Consider the following 25,483-nt stretch of genomic DNA (forward strand, 5'->3'; position numbering starts at 1 on the left):
GCTTGCGCGTGGGGTCACCCCGATTTCACAGCGCGCCCCGGATACTCCGGAACTTATTTTGCCCCCGGGAACGCGATGTCCACTGACAGAAAGCCCACCATCCTCGTCGTCGAGGACGATCAGGGCGCCCGGGAGATCGCCGCCATGATCCTGGAAGCGGAGGGTTACCAAGTCGTGTCTGCCAATGGCGGTGTCCAGGCGCTGGACCTGCTGGATGGCACCCAAGGAATCGACTTGGTCTTCAGCGACATCAACATGCCCGGTGGCATGGATGGGATCCAGCTGGCACTGCGTGTGGCCGATCTCAACGAGTCCATCCCGGTCATCCTCACTTCCGGACACGCGCAAGGCAGTTTCCGCAACTTTCCCCACAACGCCGCGTTCCTGCCCAAGCCGTATAACCGGCAGGCGCTGCTGGGCGCGATGCGCAACCACTTGGCGCCCTGAAGCCGCGCCACTGCGCGGGCGCCTGACGGCCCGTTGCAGAAGGTCTACCCTGTCCCCTAGTGGAGGGGATGCTGTAGATGATGACGCCGGACCCGGCGCGCAGGCGCCTGCTGCCCAACCTGCTGCGGGGCTTCGTCCTGACGGTGTGCCTGCTCTTTGCCGGTGCCGAATACCGGCATGGCTTGGAGACACGCCAGGAAGCCCGCGCCCAGATCGAGCTGGATGCCGCCAATCTGGCCCGCTCGGTCAGCCAGCACGCCGAAGACTCCATCCTGCTCGCCGACAGTACCCTGTCGGGCATCGTGGAAGATCTGCAGGTGCACGGGACAGGTCGAGCCAACCTGCGCGCCCTCACCCGCTACTTGCGAAACGAGGCCGAGCGCTCCACGCGCCTGCATGGCCTGTTCGTCTACGACGCCCAAGGGAATTGGCTCGCCTCGTCGCTGGAGGCGATGCCGGAGCATTTCAACAACAGCGATCGTGCCTACTTCCGCCATCACCAGCAGGTCGATGACCAGCGGCCCTGGGTCGGCCCTCCCGTGCGCAGCCGCTCGGACCACAGCTGGATCATCACGGTGACGCGTCGTTACGAGGACGCCAACGGACGCTTCGCCGGCGTGGTCCTGGCCAGCATCGGCGCGCAGTATTTCGCCGATTTCTACAAGGGCTTCGACGTGGGCCACGCGGGCGCTATCGGACTGCTGAACGACGCGGGCCTGGTCTGCGCGCGAACGCCGGACAACGCATCCAGCGTGGGCCGCAACCTCTCCAACACCGCCCTGTTCCGGGAGATGGCCGCACGCAGAAGCGGTGCGATCACCTATGACTCGCCGGTCGATCAGGTGCGCCGCATCAGCGGCTTCCATCATGCCGATCAGTTCCCGCTCCTGGCCGTTGCGGCCCTGTCCGAGCGCGAGGCACTGACGGCCTGGCGTCGATCGGTCCGCAGCCACGCTCTGCTGACCCTGGTCACCATCGGGCTGCTCGCCGGCCTGGGCGAGTGGCTACGGGGCCAGTTGCTGGCCCGCCAAGCGGTGCAGGAGCAGTTCGAAGCCCTGGCCCGGACCGACGGACTGACCGGGCTGGCCAACCGACGCGCGCTGGACGAATACCTGGCCGAAGCCTGGCCGCGCGCGATCCGGGAGAGCGCGCCGCTGGGCCTGCTCCTGCTGGACATCGATCACTTCAAGGATTTCAACGACACCTACGGGCACCAAGCCGGTGATGCCTGTCTCAAGCGCGTGGCCGAGGCGGTCCGGACGTGCGCACGGCGCCACGGCGATCTGGTCGCGCGCTATGGCGGCGAGGAACTGGCGCTGGTCCTGCCCGGCTGCGACGCCGCCGCGCTGCAGGCGGTTGGCCAAGCGGTGTGCCGCAGCGTGCAGGCCCTTGGGATTCCCCACGCCGAAAGCTATACCGCACCGGTGGTAACCATCAGCGTCGGCGCCGCCTCGACCTGGCCGATGCGCATGGCACCAGAGAACGGCCCGGCCGATCTGGTGAACATCGCCGACATGGCGCTGTACGACGCCAAGGCCGGGGGCCGCAACCGGGTGGTCCTGCGCAATCAGTAATGCGTTCGACTTTGGCCCGATGGCGCAGCAGCGCACGCGCGCTACCATCGCCGATCTGATCGATCGGAGGCTCGGCCCTGGCCAGCAACGCCGTCAATACAAGGCTGCTCGGCTTGCTCCTGGCAGGCGGCACCAGCTCACGCATGGGCCAGGACAAGGCGCGTCTGGCCTATGGCCCCGAGCCACAGCTCAAAGCCGCCTTCGACCTACTCAAACGCCACGTGCAGGACTGCTGGATCGCGGTGCGTCCGGACCAGCAGGAAGAACCCCTGCGCGCGATGTTCCCGCAGCTTGTGGACGTCCAGCCCGGGATCGGGCCAGCCGCCGGGCTCCTGGCCGCCCATGCCGCTTTACCGGATGCCGCCTGGCTGGTGCTGGCCTGCGACCTCCCCAGGCTGACCGACCGAACGTTGGCCACGCTGATCGCCGCGCGCGACGCGAGCCTCCAGGCGGTGGCCTTCCGCAGCCCCGTGGACGGACACGCTGACCCACTCTGCGCGATCTGGGAACCCGAAGCGCTTCGGCAGTTGGCGGCACAGGTGCACCAAGGGCAATCTGGTCTGCGACGCGCGCTGTCCGTTGTCGCAGTGCATCTGCTCGAACCACCGTCCGACCACGCGCTGGACAATGCGAACACGCCGGCGGAACACGCGCATCTGAAGACCCGCCTTGCGACCGGCCATGAGTGATCCCTGCGCCCCGGCTCCTTCCGTCCTGCGCTATGAGCAGGCGCTGTCGCGCCTGCTCCAGGATGCCGGCCCGCTGCCGGCCCGGACCTGCACCCGCGAGGAGGCGTTCGGCCGCATCCTGGCCGAAGACGTGCTCGCCCCGATCGCGCTGCCGGGCTTTGACAACGCGGCCATGGATGGCTTTGCCCTGCACACAGACCAGCACGTCCTGTCGGCCGGCAGCGAATTTTCCATCAGCGGCACCATCGTCGCGGGCGATGCGCCTCCCGCAACGCGCGGCGTCGCCTGGGAAATCATGACCGGTGCCCCGCTGCCTCCCGGGACCGACGCAGTGGTGCCGATCGAACACACCGAGCGGCTGAGCGCAGGGCGCATGCGCCTGACGCAGGACATCGCGCGCGGCCGGCATCTTCGCCGCATGGGCAGCGACGTGGCGGCGGGCACCTGCGTCGCAGCCGCCGGAACCCAGGTCGATGCCACCCTCGACATGCTGCTGGCGGCCCTTGGCATCACACAGCTGTCCGTGCGGCCCGCCCCCCGCGTGGCCCTGCTGTGCACCGGCAAGGAACTGGTCACCGACCCCACACAAGCCCTGCGCCCCGGGCAGATCCGCGCTTCCAACGGGGCCTATCTGGCCCGGGCCGTACAGGACGCGGGGGGCCACCTCGTGGCCTGGCACACCGTGGACGACGACCCGGCGACACTCGCCCGACACTTGGACGCGGTGGCGGCGCAGTCCGATCTGGTGCTGACCACCGGAGCGGTCTCGGCCGGCGTGCACGACTTCATCCCCGAGGCGCTGGCCGCCGCCGGCGCGCGGACGGTGTTCCGCAAGGCGGCCATTCGACCGGGCAAACCGCTGCTGGCCTCGCAGCTGGCAGGCGGGCCCCTGGTCCTGTCCCTGCCGGGTAACCCCGTCGCTTCGGTGGTGGGCATGCGCTTTTTCGCGGTGCCGTGGTTGCGCGCACGCCAGGGTCAGGCGGTCGAGCGGCCGCTGCGCGCGCGATTGAGTGCCGCCGCCCAATCACGCACGGGCCTGCGCCAGTTCCTCAAGGCCCGAGTCACCAGCGAGCCTTCAGGGCAACTGCAGGTCGAACTGCTCCATGGTCAGGAGTCGTATCGCATTGGCGCCCTGCTCGACGCCAACGCCTGGGCGGTGATCGACGAGGACGCGACCAGCCTGCCGGCCGGCACGTTGCTGGCGGTGTATCCACGCGATGCGGGCGGGCGCTGGACGCTCGCGTGACCAGCCCGCTCAGGCGGCCGCGCTGACCTGCACCGGCACGGATTTATAGGTCGGCGTGCCCGACTGCGGATCGTGGCTGTCCAAGGGCACCAGGCAATTGCCTTCCGGGTAGTACATGGCGGCGCAGCCGCGGGGGATGTCGTAGGCCACGGCGGTGAAGCCACGCACGGCGTGACCGTCGCTGGCGATGCCCGGCATGCGCGAGGCGACATCGATGGCATCGCCGTGCTCCAGCCCCATCTCGGCCAGATCCTGCGGGTTGAGGAACACCACGTCGCGGCGTCCGCGGATGCCGCGATAGCGATCATCCAGTCCATAGATGGTGGTGTTGTACTGGTCATGGGCGCGCAGCGTGGTCATGGTCAGCAGGCCCGGCGGGCTGGGAAGATCCTCGGCCAGGCCCGGGGCCACCAGGAAATGCGCCTTGGCGCCTTCGCCGCCCCAGTCGCGCACCGAAGCGCCCACCGGCAGCCGGAAGCCGCCCGGGACGCGGATGCGCTGGTTGTAGTCCTTGAAGATCGGGAACACCGCCTCGATGCCGTCGCGGATGCGATCGTAGTCGTCGATCAGCGACTGCCAGTCGACCTTGGTGTCCGGCAACAAGGCCATGGCCATGCCAGCGACGATCGCCGGCTCGGACATCAGCTGCGGCGAAGCGGGCGTGAGGCCACCCTGCGAGGCGTGCACCATCGACATGGAGTCCTCCACCGTGACCGACTGCAGGCCGCTGGCCTGCATGTCGCGCTCGGTGCGGCCCAGGCACGGCAGCAACAAGGCCTCTTTCGCCGGGATCAGGTGCGACCGGTTGGGCTTGGTGGCGATGTGCACGGCCAGGTCGAGCAAGCGCATCGCCGCGAAGCAGGCCTGCGGATCGGGCATGGCCACGGCCAGGTTGCCGCCCAGCGAGACCAACGCCTTGCTGCGTCCGTCGCGGATCGCGCGCAGCGCCTCGACCGCATCGTGGCCGTGGGTCAATGGAAACTCGAAGCCGTAGGTGTCACGAATGCGGTCGAGCAGTTCCTGCGTGGGCTTTTCGGTGATGCCCACGGTGCGGTCGCCCTGCACGTTGGAATGGCCGCGGATCGGCGCGATTCCCGCGCCAGGCTTGCCGATGTTCCCGCGCAGCAGCAGCAGGTTGGCCATCAGCTGCACGTTGTGGGTGCCACCGCGGTGCTGGGTCATGCCCATGCCGTAGCAGATGATCACCCGCTCGGCCTTCGCGTAAACCTGCGCGGCCGCCTCGATGTCGGCGCGCGACAGGCCCGAGACGCGCACGATGTCCTCCCACCGGGTGGCCTGGATGTCAGCACGCAGCGCCTCCAGGCCATCGGTGTGCGCCTCGACGAAAGCGCGATCCAGCAGGCCGCTCCCTCCAGACGCCAGGTCGGCCGCGTCGGCGTCGAACAGCCACTTCATCATGCCCTTGAGCAGCGCGGCATCGCCGCCCACCTTGACCTGGTAGTAGGTTTGGGCGATCTGCGTGGCGTGGTTGGTCAGCATCTCGGACGGATGCTGCGGCGAGACGAAGCGCTCCAGTCCGCGCTCCTTGAGCGGATTGATCGCGACGATCGGCACGCCGCGCTTGGAGATCGCGCGCAGCGTGGACAACATGCGCGGGTGGTTGGTGCCCGGGTTGTGGCCGAAACTGAAGAGCGCGTCGCAGTGGTCGAAATCCTCCAGCGTCACCGTGCCCTTGCCCACGCCGATGGACTGCGGCAGGCCTACGCTGGTGGCCTCGTGGCACATGTTGGAGCAATCGGGAAAGTTGTTGGTGCCGTATTCGCGCACCATCAACTGGTACAGGAACGCGGCTTCATTGGACGCGCGCCCGGAGGTGTAGAACTCGGCCATGTCCGGATGCGGGAGGGCGCGCAAGGCCTTGCCGATCCGCGCGAACGCTTCGTCCCAGGTGATGGGCAGGTAGCGGTCGCTGGCCTGGTCGTACACCATCGGGTGGGTCAGACGGCCGACGTCCTCCAACTGGTGGTCGCTCCATTCCCACAGCTCGGACAAGGTGTGTTCGGCGAAGAACGCCGGCGTGGCGCGCTTGGTCGTGGCCTCCCAGCTGACCGCTTTGGCTCCGTTCTCGCAGAACTCGAACGAGGAGGTGTCCGCCGGGTCCGGCCAAGCGCAGCCCGGGCAGTCGAAGCCCGCCGGCTGGTTGACCCGACGCAGCGCCCCGGCTTCGCGCCCGACGCCCATCTGGTCCTTGAGCGCCTTGGCCACTGCACGCAACGCGCCCCAGCCCCCGGCCGGACCGTCGTAGTCCTCGACGCCGGGGACGTAAAGTTCTTCGTTTTTCACGGGCAACCCGCACGAGCCGTAGGAAGCCAAATCCTGCCATAGCTAGCTGCATGGGGAGTAAAACATGCGATTGATCAAATGAATGGCGCGATACAGAAGCAGGTTGCTAATGATGAAGATCTGGGACTGAGATGAAACCTGACCCCTGACTCCACATCACGATGTTGAATAATGGGGGCAATCAAACGCAGCAACGGAAAATAATCTAAAAATAACGGAAAATAAACTCATCCCGAACGCCCCAAACCAAATGCTGCCGTCGCTCCGGGAGACCGGACGAGCAGGGATAACTAGACACCCTAGGCGTAATTTAATTAAGGAGGATTTATGCGGAATCGACGTGCAATTTTAATCATGCCATTCCTGATGGCTGCCAGCGCATCATGCTTGGCTGCCGATGTCCAAGGGAATTTCCAAATCGGCACGATGCCCAAGTTCGCGGGCATACAGGCGGACATCTACATCACAGGTGGCAACACGGTAGATTACACTAGCAATTTCGTCATCAAGGCCAACGGAAACTATCTCTGCAATACAGCAGACGAAGCCTATAGCAGTACGCCAATCCGGCACTGCAAGGCCACCATCGCCGCGCCGGGGACATACACCATCTCAGCCACTCCGAGTTCGTCGAGCCAAAACTTCAAGGCTCCGGCAGACGTCATCATCAACGTCGATTGATGAAAGGAGGCATCATCTGCTGAACAACGGCGTTTTTGACAAGCGCCAACAGTATTATGGCGCTTCCTCAATGCAACACACCTCCTGCTCCAGACACGACAAGGCCCGCATGAACGGGCCTTGTCGTGCGCATTTTTCCGGCAGTCTTTACCAGATCACGCGAGCACTCATGAACACGGTGCGCGGCGAGCTATAGCTCACAGCCGTGTTGCTGTCGTTATACGTCACCGAGGGTGCATAAACGCCGCTGGAGCCGTAGTCGATGTAATAGCTGCTCAGATTCTTCCAATTGAACACATTGATCACATCTGTACGCACCTGCACGGTGACGCTCTCGGTGACATGCAAGTCCTTGGACAGCGACAAATCTAGCTGACGAGTCCCGAAAATCGGACCGCCGATCAGGAATTTCTGGCCGGGCACATTGTGCAAAGACGTGACATGCGGCTCGCCTGCGTCGGCGCCCCAGGCATCGGGAGTAACCGCGACATTAATCGGCTGCGGCGTAGCCAGGGTAAGCTTGCCCGACAGACTGATGTCCCAAGGCAAATCATAGGTACCGGTCAGCACCAGACGGTGTTTGGGCACCGCATCCAGATCGATGAAGGGATAGTCGAAGATCGTCCCCGCATCAAATGAATAGTGCTCGTCAGCGCCTCGATTTCCCTTGGCATTGGAGTACGTATAGGCAGCCGTAAAGCCCCAGCCCGACTCCTTGGAATAGGGCTTGTCCGCGGACAACAGGACCTGTTTGGTCTTGGTTTCAATCCCGTTGTCGCCCAGGATCAGGCTGCCGATGCCTTCGCCATGACAGTTCCAGGCTTGGCTGAAGCCGGGATCCGTTGCCCCACACAGCTGTGGATTATTGAAGAAGCTGCCATCCGGATAGCGGTTGCCGAGCGTGAAGGCGAAGCCGTCCTTGCTGTGCACGTAGGCCAGGGTGCCCGAAAAATTCCAGTCACCCAGCGCGTGACGCAGGCCCAGCGAGAACTGGTCTGAATAGGGCGTCTTGAGATCGTTGTTGAGCATGTCGATCTCGGTTCCCGAGCGCGAGGTTGGATCGACCACCAGGCCACTGACCGCATCGATACCGCTCAGATACGCTGGGTCCCAAGCCACACAATCCTGCGGTGCCGGTGTGCAGCCCGAGGAATCAGAGAAGCGAATGGTGTAGGACGACAAAGCGCCCTTGACTTGCTCCAGGCCAAGGTAATCGAACAGGTTGCGGTCGTAGCTGCGACCGGCACCACCGAACAACACCCAGGTTTGATCTCCATTGAAGTCATACGAAAACCCTAGGCGAGGAGCAATATTGCCCTTGTCCGCCTTGCGGTTGTTACCGGTGCTGATGTAGTCGTTGACGTCAACGCCGCCCAGCGCCAGCGACTGGGCGTAGGTCTGCCCGGCCGGACCGTTTGGATCCTGGGTGTTGAACGCATCGATCACGGCCTGGGGCGTGCGGTAATCCAGATAGGACGGCACCTTCTCGTAGTCCCAGCGCACGCCCAGGTTGAGCTGCAGCTTGTCGGTCACATCCCAGTCGTCCTGGATGTAGAAGCCGAATTGCTTGTCTTTGGTCGTGACGATCGGCGAGAAGCCCTCGTAGGGATAGCTGAACTTGACCTCGTAGGGAATTTCAGCCGTGCCACCGCCATCGGTAACGGCGTAATAGAACGCTGGGTTGACCGTCGAGTTCTCACTCTGAGTGAGGTCGACCTGCTTGTATTTAACGCCCATCTTGATGACGTGGTCGCCATGCCAGCTGAAGCTGTTGAAGGTCAGGTCGTCCTGGAAAGACGGTCCTTTCTGCCCCTTGCGCTGGATTGCCAAGCCTGACGTGGCGTTGTCATAGATCAGCACATCGTTCTCATTCTGCCTTGCGGTGTACACCGCCTGGCTGCCGATGGTCCTGGCGGTCGGATTGAACAGCACGTCCTCGTAGGTGACGCGCGCTTCATTGAAGTAGCTCTCCCCGTAATGCTCCCACTTCAGGTCGTAGCGGTCCTCGGTGTTTTTGTTGAGCTTGGCTGCATCGCCCGTGGTGTTGCCACCGATGCTGTCCACGCTGTCCTCACGGCGCAGCTTGGCGGTCAGCTCAAGGCGATCGTTGTCGCCGATCTCCCAGTCGATCTTGCCGAAGTACAGGTCCTCAGTGAACGGGCGTGTCACCGGGCCGTACTTTGCCTGGACCGAATCGGGGAGGTCATCGGCGTAGGACAGGAAGTTGTTGTTGACCACCGCGACCGGGTCGGCCGGGATCTCGAAGCCCTTGCCTTCGTAGGAAACGAAGAAGTGCATCTTGTCCTGGATGATCGGACCGCCCAGCGCGAAGCCATACTCGTTCTGGTGGGTCTTCTGCTTACTGCCGCCAGCGCCGTCCTCAGCCGGGGTCGGCTTGCGCCAGTCGGAGTTGGTCATGCGACCGAACACTTCGCCATGAAACTCGTTGGTGCCCGACTTGGTCGCCGCCACGATCGCCGCGGAACCGACCTGGTCGAACTCGGCCTTGTAGTTGGAGGTGATCACCTTGTACTCGCCGATGGCCAGCTGCGGGAACGGATTGCCCGCGCTCTGCTGCTGACCGGACACGCCGCCGAACAGGTAGCTCTTCTGGCCCACGCCGTCGATGTAGACGTTGACCGCAGAGGTCTGCTGCGCGCCGCCGCGGATATCACTGTGTCCGGAGGAGTCCGTGGTGAACTGCATGCCGGGGACGGTATCGGCGAACTCCAGGAAGTTTCGCGTCAGCTGTGGAACCGAGTTGATCTGTTGCAGGGACACGTTAGTGCCCACTTCGGAGGTCTTGACCTCCTGCAGCGGCGGCGCGCTCACCTTCACCGTATCCAGATCGGTGGCCGTTACGCCCGCCGAGGCCGTCGCCGCCGGGGCCTGAAGGTCCAAGCTCACCGAGGTCGCAACGCTCAGGGTCACCGTCTGTTCGGCGCTCCCGGCCTGCACCCGATAGGTTCCTGGCGGCAGGCCGACCAGCGCGTAGCTGCCGTCGGCGCTGGCGGTCACGTGGCGGCTCAGGCCGGTGGCGGTATTAGTCGCGGTCACATCCACACCGCTCTCCGCCTTGCCGCGTAGCGTGGCGTTGGAGGACTGGGCGAAGCTGGGGACGGAGGCGGCCATGCAGCCTGCCAGGGCGATGGCCAGCATGCTGCGGGAGGGGGTACGGCGGGTGAGGCGCTTGCTCTTCATGACATTGCCCTCCTTGGGGCAGTCGGAACGCGAATGTTTGGAACGTCTTTCGGGTAACCTGGGACAGCGGAAAACACAGCGGGAGGAATGCGTCAGCCCATGCTTCGTCGCTCCGGCACGGCGCTGGAGTCGCGCACGATCAGCTGGGGAACCAGGTCGGCGGTGACTGGGGTCATGTCCGCATCGCCGCCCATGGCCGGGTGTTGCAGCAGCAGTTGCAGCGCGCGGGCGCCCAGGTGGGCGATGTCCACGCGCATGGTGGTCAGCGCGGGATTGACATAGCGCGCCATCGGCACGTCGTCGAAGCCGGCCAGCGCGATGTCCTCGGGCACCCGCAGGCCTGCCTTGCGCAGCGCGAACAGACAGCCCAGGGCCATCATGTCGTTGGCAGCGAACACCGCATCAGGACGCTCACCGTCGGCGAAGCTTTCGCCCGCCGCGTAGCCGGACGCCTCATCGAAGGCCCCCTGCACCACCCACGCCGGACCGGCGTCGGCCGCGGCCAGCGCGTCGCGATAGCCACGCAAGCGTTCGCGCGCATCGAAGTTGTTCTCCGGGCCGGCAACAAAGGCGATGCGCCGGTGGCCGACCTCAAGCAGATGCCGGGTCAGGGTCAGTGCCCCGCCGTAGTTGTCGACATTGAGCACGGTGGCGCGCTGGCTCTGGGCGCAGTTCATCAGGACCACCGGCATGTCCGGGGTCAGTGCCTGGTCCAGGGCATCGTCGCCGTCCAGAAACGGCGACATCACCAGGACGCCATCGACCCGGCCGGGTGTGGCCCGCAGCGCATCGCGCTGTTCGTCCAGGCTGCCGTGACAGCTGGAGACCAGCAGGTGCAGGCCGCGCTCGCGTGCGGCGTGATCGATGCCCCGCATCAGCTCGGAAAAGAATTCGCCGTAGAGGTCGGGCAGGACCACGCCCACCGTATGGGTCCGCCGACTGCTCAGGGCGCGGGCGGCGTGGTGCGGGCTGTAACGCAGGTCACTGGCGACCTTGAGGATCCGCTCGCGCACCTCCTCGGCCACGTATTGCCGCCCATTGAGGGCGCGGGAGACGGTTGCGACGGAGACCTCGGCCACGCGTGCCACGTCCTTGATGGTGACATTCATACGGCTGACTCCATGCGCTGTGAGATGCAGACGAGGACGCTTACAAACGTCCCCGAGGGACCGCCTTGATGGCGTGTCCCGACAGGTGACTTGCGGTGGCGGAATACTGCTTTGGACACAGGAAGCTCCCCCTTCCCACGGCGACCGTCTCGTCGGCGGGCGGCACCGTAACAGGAGTTGCAACCGCTTACATGCTGCAACGCATCACACTTTGAAGGCCGATCACCGCCATACCATGGCGTGCCGAGACATCCTTGCCACAGAAGGCTTTGCGCCGGGTTTTCAGTGTTAGCGCTACCCTGACGAGGCCATGGGGCGTCCAATTTTCGTGATCCGCGTTGCAATGCGCCAGGCAATTGCGCAGGCCGGGACATCGAACGACATCCCAACATGGACTTAGCGAAACCCTAACGCCGCTGGAAGCGAGACCACGCCGTACAGGCGCCTCCAGGCGGGCGTGGATCGACGGCCCGCTCACCCGCAGGTGGCCGCGGCAAGCGTGGATTTCTTCGGGTTGCGAGCCGCGTTTGCCGCGGAGGACAGCGACGAGCGCACCGGCCGAGCGGAGGTCACCCTGACCAACCTCACGATTTCGGTGACCACCCAGTCCAAGCCACCCCGGCCAGACCAGCTCAACGTCCGGCATGTGGTCGCAAGTCATCGACGACAGGAACCGTCAGATCAGCGTGGTCACGGCCGGCGGTCCGCGCAGGGCGGGATCGCGCCTGCCAGCACGGCCTTGCATCGACGACGTCGCCAGATCCTGTCGACAGGGCCCGTGCGCAGCCATCCAAGCGTGGGGCCGGATCCTTGTCCGATCACCCGCCCTCGCCGTGCGAGCCTGGGCGCTCACGCCGCAATGGCAGCCCGCACTGGTCCCCATCCGCCAGAGGGTCGACCCGCCGCCATCGCGACATGATTCGTTCGACTTTCGCAGGGCCTGACGCCGCCCATTTCCGGACGTTACGATGGCCCAGGGGCCGCAGGGGGGCGGCCGAGACCTCAGGGGGATGCATGCCGCAGATCCAAAGTGAACTCGTTCGCGAACGCGTGTCCGCCGTGGCCGTCGGCTTGGCCTGTCACGCAGCGGACAACGCCGCCGACCGCGTGACCTGGGCGGTGCGGCTGCTGCTGTCGGCCACCCATGATCTGGAGCCGGCCGAACGCTCGGCCGTGCGCCAGGGCGTGGGCGGACTGATGCGGATGTTCGGCCTGAACTAAGCGGCGAACCTAGCCGACGGATTCCGGGTCCCGATAGAGACACGCCACGCGTTTGAGCCCGCACAACAGGGCGTAAGGACTGGTCTGGCAGATGTGCGCCACCTCGGTGGCGCTGGGCCGGCTGCCCCACAACACCACGCGACTGCCGACATCGGCCTTCGCAAGCGCGGTGATGTCGACGGTCAGCATGTCCATCGACACCCGTCCAACGGTCCGGGTGGGCTGCCCGTCCACCAGCACCGGGGTGCCGTTGGGAGCCAATTGCGGATAGCCATCGGCATAGCCCATGGCAACCACGCCGATGCGCATCGGCGCCGGCGCGGTAAAGCGCGCCCCATAGCCCACCGCCTCGCCGGCCGGGAGGTCACGCACGGCAATCAACCTGGACTCCAGTTGCATCACCGGCGAGAGCACATGCGGGATCGGCGCATCGAGCGGGAACGGACTGGCGCCGTACAACATCAGCCCCGGGCGCACCCAATCGCTACGGATACCGGGCCAGCCCAGTAGCGCCGGCGAGTTGTTGAAACTGGTCGGGCCGTCGAAGTCGCGCGTGGCCGCCTCGAACACCGCGTGCTGGGTTGCGCTGAAATCGCTGTCCAGTTCGTCGGCACGCGCCAGGTGGCTCATCGCGGTGACCGAGGCGATCTTCGGGTCGCGCGAAAGCGCCTGCAACGCCTCTCCGAACTGCGCCGGCGACAGGCCCAGCCGATGCATGCCGCTGTCCAGTTTCAGCCAGACCGTCAACGGTGTGCGCGGCGTGTAATCCGTCAGGGCCGTGAGTTGCCACGGGGAGGCCACCACGGTCCACAGGCCATGCGCGTCGATCAACGGCAGCTCGTCCGCTTCGAGAAACCCCTCCAGCAGCAGGATCGGGTTATCGATGCCGGCTTCCCGCAACTCCAGTGCTTCCTCGATGCAGGCCACGCCGAAGGCGTCGGCCATCGGCGCCAGCGCCTGCGCGCAGCGCACCGCGCCATGGCCATAGGCATCGGCCTTGACCACCGCCACGGCCTTGCCGCCTCCCAGTTGCCGCGCCAGCAGGTAGTTCCGCTGCAGCGCGCCCAGATCGATCAGTGCGCGGGCTGGGCGCATCGTGCCACCTTGCTGGTGCCCACGTGGGGCGTTCGATAACGGGCCATGTCCAGGCCTTCGCTGCTGATCTGCGGCACCTGCCCGGCCATCACGTCGGCCAGGTAGCGGCCCGAACCGCAGGCCATGGTCCAGCCCAGGGTGCCATGGCCGGTGTTGGTGTAGAGGTTGTCCAGCGCGGTCGCGCCCACGATCGGCGTGCCGTCCGGCGTGGCCGGTCGCAATCCCGTCCAGAACTGCGCCGCAGCCAGGTCGCCGCCACGCGGGTACAGGTCATCGACCACGCGCTCCAGGGTTTGCCGGCGACGCGGGTTGAGCGACAGGTCAAAGCCGCTGAGCTCGGCCATGCCGCCCACGCGGATGCGCTGGTCGAAACGGGTGATGGCGACCTTGTAGCTTTCGTCCAGGATCGTGGACACCGGCGCGTCCGCGGCCGAGGTGATGGGCAGGGTCAGCGAATAGCCCTTCAGCGGATACACCGGCAGGTCCAGGCCCAGCGGTGCCACCAGTTGCGGCGAATAGCTGCCCAGCGCCAGCACGTAGCGGTCGGCGCGCTCGACCCTGCCATTCAGGCGCGCGCTGGTGATGCGGCGTCCATCGGACTCCAGCGCATCGACGCGGGTGCCGTAGCGGAATTCGACGCCCGCCGCGGCCGCCATTTCGGCCAGCCGGTGGGTGAACAGGTTGCAGTCGCCGGTCTGGTCGTTGGGCAAGCGCAGCGCACCGACCAGGCGCACCGGCGCCTGCGCCAGTGCCGGCTCGTAGCGGGCAATACCGGCGGCGTCGAGCAATTCGTAGGGCACCCCGTATTCGTCCAGTACCGCCACGTCCTTGGCTGCACCGTCGAGCTGGGCCTGGGTGCGGAACAGCTGGAGGGTGCCCAGGCGGCGGCCCTCGTAGTCGATGCCGGTCTGGGCGACCAGTTCGTCCAGGCAGTCACGGCTGTATTCGGACAGGCGCACCATGCGCGCCTTGTTCACCGCATAGCGCTCGCTGGTGCAGTTGGCCAGCATCTGCAGCATCCAGGTGTACTGGCGCGCGTCCATGCCCGGCCGGATCGCCAGCGGCGCATGGCGCTGGAATAGCCACTTGAAGGCTTTCAGCGGGATGCCCGGCGCCGCCCAGGGCGAGGCGTAACCCGGCGAGACCTGCCCGGCATTGGCAAAACTGGTCTCCAGCGCAGGCCCTGGCTGACGGTCGACGACCGTGACCTCGAAGCCGGCCTTAGCCAGATACCAGGCGGTGGTGGTGCCGATCACCCCACTGCCCATGACGAGAACGCGCACTGCTGCACCCATGATGGCGACCGGCTCAACCGGCCCTGGCAAAACATTACTGCATCGCCCCCGGCAGATTGGACCCATCGCCGGATGGCTGGAGGCGAAAGCTTCAGTTATGCGGCCTGCCGGCAGCAGAGTGTGCCGCCTGCCCGGATCGCGCCTGCCGCGGACCCGACGCTTGCGGGCCATGTGCCGATCGTCCTGCCAAGCCGCCATCGGGCAGCCAGGCCCGCGATCCCGCAAGCCCAATGCCCCGCCCCGGCAAGCCGGGCTGGTGCGGGGCCGGATACGTCGCTGCGCGTGGTCAGGCCTCTGGCGCGTGCCAGTGCTGGTCCAGGTAGTGCTGGTGCGAGGGCATCGTCGCCACCGCCCGTGCCACCCCCTGCCTGACATCCTCGACATAGCGCTCCAGGCGCTCGAGCGGCATGTCGTCCACGATGGGGTGGTAGCCCGCAGGGATGATGCCCTGCCCCAGCATGACCTGGACCCAGTTGGACAACGCGAAGAAATCTTCGCCATTGCGCAGGTAGCGCCCGTCGCGCCGGAACAGCACCATCGCTTCCCGTAGCGGTTCGGGGATGGACATCGTGCGGCAGGCCTCCCAGAACGGCGTGTCATCCCGCGCCGTGGCGTGGTAGTGCAGGATCAGGAAATCCCGCACCCGCTCATATTCGAAAGCCGTGTCGCGGTTGTACCGATCGACCAGTAGCGCACTGAAGTCGCGCGTGGGAAACAGGCTCAACAGCCGGCTGATGCCCGACTGCACCAGGTAAAGGCTGGTCGACTCCAGCGGTTCCATGAACCCGCTGGCCAGGCCCAGGGCCACGACGTTGCGATGCCATTGCTTGCGTCGCATGCCCGTGGTGAAGCGCAGCAGGCGTGGTTCGCCCAGGGCGGGGCCATCCAGGTTGCCCAGCAAAGTGGCGGTGGCCTCATCGTCGCTCAGGTAGGCGCTGGCGTAGACATGGCCATTGCCGGTGCGATGCTGCAGCGGAATCCGCCATTGCCAACCGGCCTGGCGCGCCGTCGCACGTGTGTAGGGCGTGATCGGGTCACGACGCTCGGACAGCGCGGCGATGGCACGATCGCAAGGCAGCCAGTGCGACCAGTCCTCGTAACCGACTTGCAAGGTCTGCTCGATCAGCAGCCCGCGGAACCCCGAGCAGTCGACGAACAGTTCGCCCTCGATGCGCTCACCGCGCTTGAGCGTGACCGAGGTGACGTGGCCATCGCTGTCACGCAGGCCCACATCGACGATCTCACCCTCGATGCGCTGCACGCCACGCGCCTGGGCAAGCTCGCGCAGGAAGCGCGCATAGAGCCCCGCGTCGAAATGATAGGCGTAGGCGATGTCGGCCAGCGGCGAACCCACCGGCGCATCACGGTCACCCGGCGAAAATCGTCCCTGCGGGGCCATCACCGTCTGCAGGGAGTATTCGCCAATCGGCGCGGCGCGCCCGGCAAGGAACTGCTTCAACCAGAACTGGTGGAACGGCAGCGGCCCCATGGCGCGTCCGATCAGGCCAAAGCCATGCACGTAACGCTCGCCAAGACGCCCCCAATCCCGGAACTCGATGCCCAGCTTGGCCGTCGCCTGGGTGTGGCGGACGAAGTCGAGCTCGTTGATCCCCAGCACCTGCGTGTTGAAGGTCCGCAGGTGCGGGACGCTGGCCTCGCCCACGCCAACGATGCCGATCTCTTCGGACTCGATCAGGCGCACCTGCGTACCCTTGCCGAGGTAGGTCGCCAGGGCGGCGGCGGCCATCCAGCCGGCACTGCCGCCTCCGACGACCACGATGTTGCGGATACGACTGTCGTTGGGGTTCGAGTCCACTGATCTATCCCGCCATCATCGGGGCCACCGGCCACAACAATGGGCATTGTAAAAAAAGACGGCCGCCATCACTTGGCGGCCGTCCGGCATCACACGCAAAGCACCCGCTTAGAACTTGTAGGTCACACTCATGTACGCCACCCGGCCCGCATAGCCGTTGGAGTCGAAACGCGCCTTGGTGTCGTTGCCCAGGTAGGTCCGCGTCTCTTCCTTGGTCACATTGAGGATGGAGGCCGCCAGACTCAGCGAAGGCGTGAAGTTGTAGGCTGCGTTGAGGTCGATCTGGGTGTACGGTGCTTCGTAGACGTTCAAGCCACTGACCAGGCCATCGACCACCTCGCCGCGACGGTTGTACGAGGCCCGCAGCAGCAGCGCGTTGTTCTCGTAATACACGGTGAAATTGGTCTGGTTCCGGGCACTGCCCACCAACGGCGACTTGCCGATCTCGGTCCCGTCCTCCAGCGAGACCGCCGCTTCGTTGGTCTTGTTGTAGGTGTAGTTGAACTGGAAGCCCAGGCCCATGTCGAGCGTGTGCTGACCATAGAGTTCCACACCCTCGGACACCGCATTACGGCCGCTGGCGTCGGTGTGGTAGTTCTGCACAGTAACCGTCTGGCCATTGATGGTCTGCGAGAGGTTCAGGGTGACCGGCAAGGTGAAGTTGCTGACATTCTTGCGGAACAGGCCCACGCCCGCGACCGAACCCGGGTGGAAATACCACTCCAGGCCAATGTCGTACTGATTGGCGAGAAATGGCTTGAGCGCCTTGTTGCTTCCGTCGCCATACCAGCCTGCGACGTCGCCACCGCCGATCAGGCGACGATCATTCACGTATTCCTCGCTGTAGTACTGCAGGCCGCCCGGCTTACCGATCGAGTTATAGCCCGGCCGCGCCATGACACGGGATGCAGCGCCACGAAGCACCCAGTTTTCGGCCAAGTCATAGGCGATGTTGAGGCTCGGCAGGCGGTTGACGTAACTGCGATCCAGCGAACTGACGGCAAACGAAGAGATATGGCCGCTGGCCGGGTTCTTCTGGCTGTCAGGCAGGGTCGTGAAGCCGCTGATGCAGCCCGATCCTTCCGGCGCACCGGCGGCTGGCTGGTTACCCGGCGCGCAGGGCAGGGGATTGCCCGCCCCGTCGTCGAAGAAGTAGTCGTTGTAGTAGTCGACGCGATCAGTCGAATCCACGTGCTGGTCGGTGTGCACAAGGCGCAGTCCGATGTTGCCGCGCAGGCGCTCGGTGCGGAAGTTGGCCTGGAAGTAGGCCGCGTAGATCTTCTCACCCACGTTGTAGACGAAGTTTGGCTCCTGCCGGGTCTGCATCGGCCCGTAGGTCTGGTTGAGATAGTCGATGTAGCCCGGATAGTTGATCGCAGGGAACGCGTTGGTGTTGAAGGCACCGGCGATGTTGCCGATCTCATCGGCAGCCAGGAACTGGGACTGGAACACCGAGGCGTCCGGATCGCAGCCGGCTTGGAAGCGGCTGTCGTAATCGCTCGGATCGGCACCGTTGCACACCCAGTAGTTGTTGCCAGTGCTGCGATGGGTGCCACCATCGCGGTACTTCATGCCGAACTGCACCGAGTCCAGCCAGCTGTTCACATCGCCACGCCAGGTGAAATCCGCCTGCGCGAACTTCTGGAAGGTGCTGTTGCGCGTCCACGACGACCCGGTCGAACCCAGGTCGATCTCGCCGATGCCATTACGCAGGTTGTCCATGAGCTCGGGCGACACGCTCAGCGACGGCGTCCCGGTCAGGTCCCACGCGGTGTAGTAATTGCCCAGCGTATAGGCGCCGGTGCCATTGAGCGTGGTGTTCGCGCCAGTCTCGGGAGTCGGTTTGCGCGGCTTGACCGGCATGGTCATCTGCAGTTCCGGCCCCCCCTTGGCCCAGGTCCGACCGCCCTTGAGGGCGATGTCCAGTCGCTCGCTGGTCCAGGCCAGCTCGATGTCCGCGGTCTGGGAGCGGGCCTTCTGCTTGTTGTAAGAGCCGGTCAGCCACGGTGTGGGGATGGTGCAATCGTCCGGCCCCCAGCCTCCCGGCTGTCTCCCGGTCAGGGCGGTCTCTTCCTTCGAGGGTTCACTGCAGTAATACGTCTTGCCTTGGTGCGCGCTGTACTGCGCCCCCGTGACGATCGTCCCGCTTGGATCGAAGGTCAAGCCATCGAGCATGCGTCCGCCTGGCCAGTTGCCGTCACCGGAATAACGCGCCAGGTTCCATTCCGGGACCGACAAGGTATTGGTCTGCGAGTCCTGGTCCAGGTCGAAGCGGAAGTAGTTGCCGGTGACGGTCAGGTTGTCGGTCGGCTTGAACTGCAGCGTGATCTGGCCACCCTTGCGCTTGCGCTCCTCCTTCTCGGACTTGAAGTTGACGACGTTGGGCATCATGAAATCGGTGTAGGAGCCGCCGTTCTGGTCGTTGAAGCCGGACTGCCCCCACCAGTAGCTTTCGAAGCCGGACGGATTGCCGTTGACGTCGGTCGCCGGATGGGTCTCGCTGTCCTCGCTGTACCAGTTCCAGGCGCTGGTATCGACACCCAGGGTGCGCGTGGTGCGCTTCTGGCTGGTATAGCCGACGAAGACGCCGAAGCGGTCTTCCTTGTCATGCCAGGAGTACGAGCCTGAGAACTGTCCGTCGACCTTGTCGCTGGTGTCGGCCCAGGTCCCTTCTGCGGACACGAAGCCGCTGTTGGACTCCAGCTCCAGCGGCCGGCGCGTGTGCAGGATCACCGTGCCACCGATGCCGCCTTCGTCCAGTCGCGCCTCCGGCGTCTTGAACAGCTCCGCGCTGGACAGCATGTTGGACGGCAGCAGGGTGTAGTTGAACGAGCGGGTGGGATCGCCGTTGGACTCGGCGGTCGCCACGTAGTTGCCATTCAACTCGGTCAGGGTCAGGTCCGAGGCCAGGCCGCGCACGCTGACGTTCTTCCCCTCGCCACCGTCGCGCGTGATGATCACACCGGGCACGCGCTGCAGCGCGTCGGCCACGTTCTTGTCGGGGAACTTGCCGACGTCCTCGGCCGTGACCACTTCCACGATCGCGTTGGCGTCGCGCTTCTGGTCCAGGCTCTTCTCGATCGAATAGCGATAGCCAGTGACGGTGACCGCATCCAGATCGGTGGCGCTCTGTGCGGCCTGCGGTGCCTCGGCCGGCTGCGTGCTGTCGACCGACGACGGCGGCGTCGACGTGTCGGACTGCTGCGCCCAGGCAGCGCACGGGCTTGCGCACAAGGCGCCAATGGCGACCGCCAGCAGACGGCGCCGCGGTGACGATGCGTAACTCATTGCAACTCCCCTCTCCAGGTTGACTGACGTTGCGCCGGCACACGGCCGTGGTCACGCCACATCGGCATGCCCCCCAAAGCCACGAAAGCCGGACACATCTTTTAAATCGTTACAAGTTTCGTGACGTACTAGTAACACGGCGACATCGAAAAAATCATGTTGCCATGCAGCGAATTGTGTAAATCGAATTTCATTCGAGGCCCGAATCGGCGTCGGAATCGCGTCCTGACGCGATTCGGAGGGCTTCCTCGGAAGCCTCTACGCGCCGACGAAAGGTCGATGTCGCGAAGCATTTCTTCGGATGATTGCGCTGATCCAGTGATGGACTTACGGAAGATATGCCGACCGTGCGAACGCAGGTCCTGCGCACTCGGCAAGCCCCTTCGCGCCGTGCGCGAAATGCAATGAATGCTACTTAGGACGCCACCATGGCGGCCGCACCTCGCGCCGCAACTTGTAATCAAGACCTAAATCGTTATAAATCCATGGCCCCACTGGGAGCCACACCGCCGCGACGCGCGCCGGTCCCATCGCACTGGAGAGCGCACGATGGATCACACGACGAACCGCAGCCCGCGCCGCGGACACCGCCCCACATCCTGGCGCCATGGCGCGCTGCTGGGCTGCCTGCTGGGACTTGCCGTGCCCCAGGGCATGGCCCGGCCCGCCTCATCCGGCGTGGACCTGCCCGCACAGGTCAATACCTTCATCGGCACGCGCGACGAGGGCAACACGTTCCCTGGGGCATCGGCGCCCTTCGGCATGATTCAGGTCAGCCCGATCGGCTCGCACTACGCGGGCTGGCGCGACGGCGACGAGCGTATCCGCGGCTTCGGCCATTCCTTCCTGTCCGGCGCCGGTTGCTGGGAACAAGGCGGCCAGGTCTCCGTGCTGCCGGTCACCGGCACGATCGGCCCAGGCGGCGACTTCGATACCGCCAAGACCGATGTGTTCGATCAGACCAAGTACGGCGCGCGCTACGCGCAGACTGGCTCCACCGGCCAGGCCGGTGACTACCGCGTCAAGCTGACCGACTACGGCGGCATCCAGGTGGAAACCACGGCGCTGACCCGTGCCTCGGGCGAACGCTATACCTATCCGGCCTCCGCCGGCGAAGGCCACGTGCTGATCAACGTCGGCCAGGCCAACCAGAAGCACCGTGTGATCGGCAGCGAGGTCCACGTGGTCGGCGATCGCGCGGTCGAAGGCAAGATCACCACGCTGAGCTTCTGCGGCGGGCACCAGTACGCGACGTGGTTTCGGATCGAATACAGCCGCCCGTTCAAGGCCTTTGGCGTGTGGGGGCAGGCCGGCGGCACCCCGGGCGCGCGCGACAGCATGGAGAGCGAGTACGAGCCGCTCAACGGCGCCTGGGTGAGCTTCGATACGTCCAAGGACAAGGCCGTCACCGCGATCACCGCGATCTCGCACGTCGACCAGGCCGGCGCGCGCGCCAACCTGCGCGCCGACGGCATGCAGGACGGCAAGCTGCGCCGGTTCGATCCGATGCGCGAGGCGGCACGCACGCAATGGCAGCAGGCGCTCTCGAAGATCCAGATCGACGGTGGCAGCAAGGATGAGCGCACCGTGTTCTATACCGCGCTATACCACGCACTGCTGCAACCCACCACCGGCAACGATGCCGACGGTCGCTATCGCGGTTACGACGATGCGATCCACGAGGCCAAGGACTGGACCTATTACGAGTTCTTCTCGCTGTGGGACACCTACCGCTCGCAGAACCAACTGCTGGCCCTGATCGAGCCCGAGCGCGCGCATGACATCGGCCGCAGCCTGCTGGCCATCGATGCCCAGAACGGCTGGCTGCCACGCTGGGGCTACGCCAATTTCGACACCAACACCATGACCGGCGACCCGGTGACGCCGTTCCTGGTGGACCTGTGGCGCTATGGCGCGCTGAAGGGCCTGGAGCCGCAGGCGTGGAACGCGCTGCGCAAGAATGCCTGGGGCGTGCCGCCTTTCCAGGCGCGCTCGGAAGGCCGCGCCGGCAACGTCAACTACCTGGAGCACGGCTTCGTGTTCTTCGACCGCACCTTCCCTGCCAAGGGCATGGATGTGGATCCGCAGAACGGCGGCTCGGCGACCATGGAATACGCGCTGGGCGACTGCGCACTGTCGCTGATGGCCGGCACGCTCGGCCACGATGCGGATGCCGCGACGCTGCGCAAGCGCGGCGGCAACTGGCGCAGCGTGTGGGATCCGGACCTGCACGAGGCCGAATCGGGCTATCAGGGCTTCCCGCGCCCACGGCTGCGCGACGCGAGCTGGTTTGCGCCGCCGACCGGCACCTACAGCCCGCGCTCGCATTACGGCTTCCACGAGGGCACGGCCTGGCAGTACCAGTGGCTGGTACCGCAGGACATCGACGGCCTGGCTCAAGCCATGGGCGGACGCGCCGCGATGGGCAAGCGTCTGGATGACTTCTTCGCCTACGACCAGCTGGTGGCCGATCCGCTGCATGCCGCGCGCAAGGCCTGGGTGGGCGGCCCGTACAGCTACTACGGCCAGTACCGCTATAACCCCAACAACGAGCCCACCATGCACGTGCCGGCGCTGTACAGCCTGATCGGCCAGCCGTGGAAGACCGCCACGGTGCTGTCCGCCGTGCAGACGCTCTTCACCAACGCGTCCAATGGCGTCACCGGCAACGACGACCTGGGCACCATGTCGGCGTTCTACCTGTTCAGCACCCTGGGTATCTCCCCGCTGATGCCGGGGACCGGCGACATGCTCCTGCACCCGCCGCGCTTCGCCAGCGCCCGGATCGACCTGGGCAACGGCCGCACCCTCACCGTGCGCGGCGACGGCACCGCCGGCGACGCCAGCCCGCGCTACGTGCAGGGCGTGCGCTTCAATGGCAAGCCGCAGTCGGCGGTGTGGATGGACGTGGACGTGCTCAAGCAGGGCGGCACGCTGGACTACCAGCTCAGCACCACGCCCGATCCGCATGGGTGGGGCACGTCCGAAGCAGCCGCCCCCGCGGCGGCCTGCCCGGTCGGTTGATCCGAAAGGCCGGCGTCATGCGCCGGCCGCTCCCTTCATCCCTGGAGCGCAGCATGATCGATGCCACGCGCGCAACACGCGCCACTGCACGCAGGTTCACCGCTTTAGGTCATCGTCCCGCATTCGCGGTGCTGGCCTGTGCCTTGCTGGCATGTCTGCCGCTGACGCCATCGGGATCGGCGTTGGCGCAGACGATCTCGAAGGATGCAGTCGATCTGGCCGATCCGCTGGTCGGCACCGCGCCGCTGGATCGCCCCGCGCTGATCGGCAATGCCCCGCCGCCTGGCGAGGCGCTGTACTCCGGCATGACCTCGCCCGGGGCCCGCCTGCCGCACAGCGCGACCGAGGCCGCGCCGGTCAATGCCAACCTCGACCTGAGCTATCCGGCGGGCGTCCCAGAGCCCTACCACTATCCCAACCCGACCATGTTCGCGTTCACCGGCGGCGGCGGTCCCACCTACGGGGGACGTGCCCAGCCGATGATCATGCCGGTCGTGGGCGACTGGAGCGTACCGCCGGCGTACACGCCGGCTTATTACGACAAACAGCACGAGACCGCCTCCCCCGGCTACTACGCGGTAACACTGGACACCTTCCAGACCCGGGTGGAACTGACCGCCACGGCGCGCACCACGCTGATGCGCTTCACCTTCCCCGAAAGCCAGCGCTCGAACGTGATCGTCAACCTGCGCCGCGACGGTGGGCAGGTGGAAATCGTCGGTGACCACACCCTGCGCGGCGTCGCATCGCCACACGGCGACCGCGAGCCGACCGAGGGCCGTTACTTCGTGGCGGAGTTCTCGCGTGCGTTCTCGGCGTTCGGCAGCTTCCACGCCAACCCGGACGACCCGGGCTGGGGAATCGGCGGCAAGACGGTGATCCCGGCGGGGCACAACGCCGAGGGAAGCTACGCCGGTGGCTATGTCACCTTCCAAACGCAGGCCGGCGACCAGGTGCTGGTGAAGCTCGCGCATGGCCACAGCTATGCCGAAGCCGAGCAGCGTCTGCGCGAGGAAGACCCAGGCTGGGACTTCGATCGCGTGCGCGGCCAGGCCCGCGCCGCCTGGGCCAATCTGTTCGACAAGGTGCAGGTCAGTGGCGGCACGCCCGCGCAGCGCAGGATGTTCTATTCCACGCTGTTCCAGTCGTTCGCCAGCCCGCGCCTGATTGCCCGCACCGGCGAGCGCTTCACCGATGCGGCAGGCAAGGAGCGGATCGCCACGCACGACCGCTACGGGCCGGTGCCGTTCTGGGATACCGGCCGCAACCAGATCGTCCTGATGATGTTGCTTGAACCGGACGTGGTGCAGGACGTCATGCGCTCGGAGCTGGAGATGGCCCAGGAACAGGGCTACATGAACACCTCCTTCCACGGCGACCACGCGGCGCTGCTCTACGACGGGGCCTGGCAACGCGGCATTGCGTTCGACTATGCGGCCGCCTACTCCTACCTGCTCAAGAACGCGACCGACCCCAAGGGCCCGCGCCACTTCCTGGACGAATACGACACGCAGGGCTGGATCGCCGATATCGTCCCGGAAGGAAATCCCAGCCCGCCCTACGCCGGCGGCAAGGCAGGCGTGGCGACCACCCTGGAATACGCCTGGGACGACCATGCACTGGCCGACATCGCCAGGCGTCTGGGCCGGCAGGAGGACGCGCAGCGTTTCAGCGCGCGCGCGGCGAACTATCGCAACGTCTTCGACGCCTCGACCGGATTCATGCGCGGCAGGACCGCCGACGGCACCTGGATCTCGCCCTTCGATCCGGGCGAGCCGTACTACAACTTCATGATGAAGGAGGCCTCGGGCTGGTCGACGCTGTGGCTGGTCCCTCACGACGTGCAGGGCCTCATCGACCTGCTCGGCGGGCGCGAGGCCTTCAACGCCAAGCTCAATGCGTTCTTCTCCACGCCCTACACGCCCAAGGGCATCTGCCGCGACTGCACCGGCCTGATCGGACAATACGTGCACGGCAACCAGCCCGACCAGCAGGCGCCGTATCTGTACGCCTGGAGCGGACAGCCGTGGAAGACGCAGGCCCTGGTGCCCCGCATCCTGACCGACATGTACGGCAGCGACGCCAGTGGCAACGGCTATGCGGGCATGGACGACCAGGGCGCCACGTCGTCGTGGTACGTGCTCAGCGCGATGGGCTTTTATCCGGTCGATCCGGCCAGCGGGGTCTACATCATCGGCAGCCCGGTGTTCGACGACGTCCGGCTGCGCATGGGCAACGGCAAGACGCTGGAACTGGTCGCCCGCAATGCCTCGCCAGCTCATCCCTACATCCAGTCGGCCACGTTGAACGGCAAACCCTGGACCAAGCCCTGGTTCCGCCACAGCGACATCGCCAACGGCGGCCGCTTCGAGTTCGTCATGGGCCCGGCGCCGAATACACACTGGGGCGCCGCACCGGAGGACGCGCCGCCCTCCATGTCGCAAGCCACGCACTGAGTACGCAGCCGCAGCCCGGCGAGTCACCCGTGCCGGC

Annotated in this window: 15 protein-coding genes; 8 read left to right on the forward strand and 7 right to left on the reverse strand. The window is 65.7% G+C overall.

All coding sequences use genetic code 11. The annotated features are described in order from the left end of the window. Positions 1-75: 75 nt before the first annotated feature. The 4 genes from PJ250_RS01970 (at position 76) to glp (ending at position 3,956) form a co-directional block, all read left to right on the forward strand. Positions 76-447 (forward strand): response regulator, encoded by a 372-nt coding sequence (locus tag PJ250_RS01970; protein WP_271646886.1) that lies wholly within the window; start codon positions 76-78, stop codon positions 445-447. A gap of 77 nt (positions 448-524) precedes the next feature. After that, the gene (locus PJ250_RS01975; protein ID WP_271646887.1) at positions 525-2,021 is read left to right on the forward strand and encodes a GGDEF domain-containing protein; all 1,497 of its coding nucleotides are present in this window, start codon (positions 525-527) and stop codon (positions 2,019-2,021) included. Positions 2,022-2,134: 113 nt separating this feature from the next. Continuing rightward, entirely contained in the window at positions 2,135-2,710 is a 576-nt protein-coding gene (locus PJ250_RS01980; protein ID WP_271646888.1) for an NTP transferase domain-containing protein, read from the forward strand. After that, positions 2,703-3,956 (forward strand): molybdopterin molybdotransferase MoeA, encoded by a 1,254-nt coding sequence (glp, locus tag PJ250_RS01985; RefSeq protein ID WP_271646889.1) that lies wholly within the window; start codon positions 2,703-2,705, stop codon positions 3,954-3,956. Before PJ250_RS01980 ends, glp begins: the two co-directional genes overlap by 8 nt. 9 nt (positions 3,957-3,965) lie before the next feature. On the opposite strand, the gene PJ250_RS01990 is transcribed toward glp, so the two are convergent. Then, positions 3,966-6,260 carry an FdhF/YdeP family oxidoreductase gene (locus PJ250_RS01990; RefSeq protein WP_271646890.1) on the reverse strand — a complete coding sequence of 765 codons (2,295 nt, stop codon included), beginning with the start codon at positions 6,258-6,260 and terminating at the stop codon, positions 3,966-3,968. A 354-nt stretch (positions 6,261-6,614) separates the two neighbouring features. On the opposite strand from PJ250_RS01990, the gene PJ250_RS01995 reads away from it, so the two are divergent. After that, on the forward strand, positions 6,615-6,941 hold the full coding sequence (locus PJ250_RS01995; protein WP_271646891.1) for a hypothetical protein: 327 nt from the start codon (positions 6,615-6,617) through the stop codon (positions 6,939-6,941). Positions 6,942-7,088: 147 nt separating this feature from the next. Here PJ250_RS01995 and PJ250_RS02000 read toward each other — a convergent pair whose 3' ends face one another. Then, positions 7,089-10,142 (reverse strand): TonB-dependent receptor domain-containing protein, encoded by a 3,054-nt coding sequence (locus tag PJ250_RS02000; RefSeq protein ID WP_271646892.1) that lies wholly within the window; start codon positions 10,140-10,142, stop codon positions 7,089-7,091. Positions 10,143-10,234: 92 nt separating this feature from the next. After that, on the reverse strand, positions 10,235-11,251 hold the full coding sequence (locus tag PJ250_RS02005; RefSeq protein ID WP_271646893.1) for a LacI family DNA-binding transcriptional regulator: 1,017 nt from the start codon (positions 11,249-11,251) through the stop codon (positions 10,235-10,237). A gap of 1,014 nt (positions 11,252-12,265) precedes the next feature. Here PJ250_RS02005 and PJ250_RS02010 point away from each other — a divergent pair. Then, positions 12,266-12,472, forward strand: a complete 207-nt coding sequence (locus PJ250_RS02010; RefSeq protein ID WP_271646894.1) for a hypothetical protein — start codon at positions 12,266-12,268, stop codon at positions 12,470-12,472. A gap of 9 nt (positions 12,473-12,481) precedes the next feature. Here PJ250_RS02010 and alr read toward each other — a convergent pair whose 3' ends face one another. The 4 genes from alr to PJ250_RS02030 form a co-directional block, all read right to left on the reverse strand. Beyond that, on the reverse strand, positions 12,482-13,567 hold the full coding sequence (gene alr / locus PJ250_RS02015; RefSeq protein ID WP_271646895.1) for an alanine racemase: 1,086 nt from the start codon (positions 13,565-13,567) through the stop codon (positions 12,482-12,484). Next, positions 13,546-14,850: a D-amino acid dehydrogenase gene (locus PJ250_RS02020; RefSeq protein ID WP_271646896.1), complete on the reverse strand. Its 1,305-nt coding sequence runs from the start codon at positions 14,848-14,850 to the stop codon at positions 13,546-13,548. The genes alr and PJ250_RS02020 overlap by 22 nt, the downstream gene beginning before the upstream one ends. Before the next feature lie 298 nt (positions 14,851-15,148). Further along, the gene (locus PJ250_RS02025; protein WP_271646897.1) at positions 15,149-16,678 is read right to left on the reverse strand and encodes a tryptophan halogenase family protein; all 1,530 of its coding nucleotides are present in this window, start codon (positions 16,676-16,678) and stop codon (positions 15,149-15,151) included. A 108-nt stretch (positions 16,679-16,786) separates the two neighbouring features. Beyond that, positions 16,787-19,966 (reverse strand): TonB-dependent receptor, encoded by a 3,180-nt coding sequence (locus PJ250_RS02030; protein WP_271646898.1) that lies wholly within the window; start codon positions 19,964-19,966, stop codon positions 16,787-16,789. A 654-nt stretch (positions 19,967-20,620) separates the two neighbouring features. Between PJ250_RS02030 and PJ250_RS02035 the strand changes: the two genes are divergently transcribed. Both PJ250_RS02035 and PJ250_RS02040 read left to right on the forward strand, forming a co-directional pair. Continuing rightward, positions 20,621-22,990, forward strand: coding sequence for a GH92 family glycosyl hydrolase (locus PJ250_RS02035; protein ID WP_271648485.1), 2,370 nt, complete (start codon positions 20,621-20,623; stop codon positions 22,988-22,990). A 53-nt stretch (positions 22,991-23,043) separates the two neighbouring features. Next, entirely contained in the window at positions 23,044-25,446 is a 2,403-nt protein-coding gene (locus PJ250_RS02040) for a GH92 family glycosyl hydrolase (RefSeq protein WP_271646899.1), read from the forward strand. Positions 25,447-25,483 lie beyond the last annotated feature (37 nt).

Origin of the sequence: Pseudoxanthomonas sp. JBR18 (genome assembly GCF_028198165.1) — a bacterium.
Classification (GTDB): domain Bacteria; phylum Pseudomonadota; class Gammaproteobacteria; order Xanthomonadales; family Xanthomonadaceae; genus Pseudoxanthomonas_A.

Bases quoted from the DNA above. Each gene is read 5' to 3' on its own strand.
- PJ250_RS01970 (WP_271646886.1), top strand. From the start codon at position 76: ATGTCCACTGACAGAAAGCCCACCATCCTCGTCGTCGAGGACGATCAG.
- PJ250_RS01975 (WP_271646887.1), top strand. From the start codon at position 525: ATGATGACGCCGGACCCGGCGCGCAGGCGCCTGCTGCCCAACCTGCTG.
- glp (WP_271646889.1), top strand. From the start codon at position 2,703: ATGAGTGATCCCTGCGCCCCGGCTCCTTCCGTCCTGCGCTATGAGCAG.
- PJ250_RS01995 (WP_271646891.1), top strand. From the start codon at position 6,615: ATGCCATTCCTGATGGCTGCCAGCGCATCATGCTTGGCTGCCGATGTC.
- PJ250_RS02000 (WP_271646892.1), bottom strand. From the start codon at position 10,142: ATGAAGAGCAAGCGCCTCACCCGCCGTACCCCCTCCCGCAGCATGCTG.
- PJ250_RS02005 (WP_271646893.1), bottom strand. From the start codon at position 11,251: ATGAATGTCACCATCAAGGACGTGGCACGCGTGGCCGAGGTCTCCGTC.
- PJ250_RS02010 (WP_271646894.1), top strand. From the start codon at position 12,266: ATGCCGCAGATCCAAAGTGAACTCGTTCGCGAACGCGTGTCCGCCGTG.
- alr (WP_271646895.1), bottom strand. From the start codon at position 13,567: ATGCGCCCAGCCCGCGCACTGATCGATCTGGGCGCGCTGCAGCGGAAC.
- PJ250_RS02030 (WP_271646898.1), bottom strand. From the start codon at position 19,966: ATGAGTTACGCATCGTCACCGCGGCGCCGTCTGCTGGCGGTCGCCATT.
- PJ250_RS02035 (WP_271648485.1), top strand. From the start codon at position 20,621: ATGGCCCGGCCCGCCTCATCCGGCGTGGACCTGCCCGCACAGGTCAAT.
- PJ250_RS02040 (WP_271646899.1), top strand. From the start codon at position 23,044: ATGATCGATGCCACGCGCGCAACACGCGCCACTGCACGCAGGTTCACC.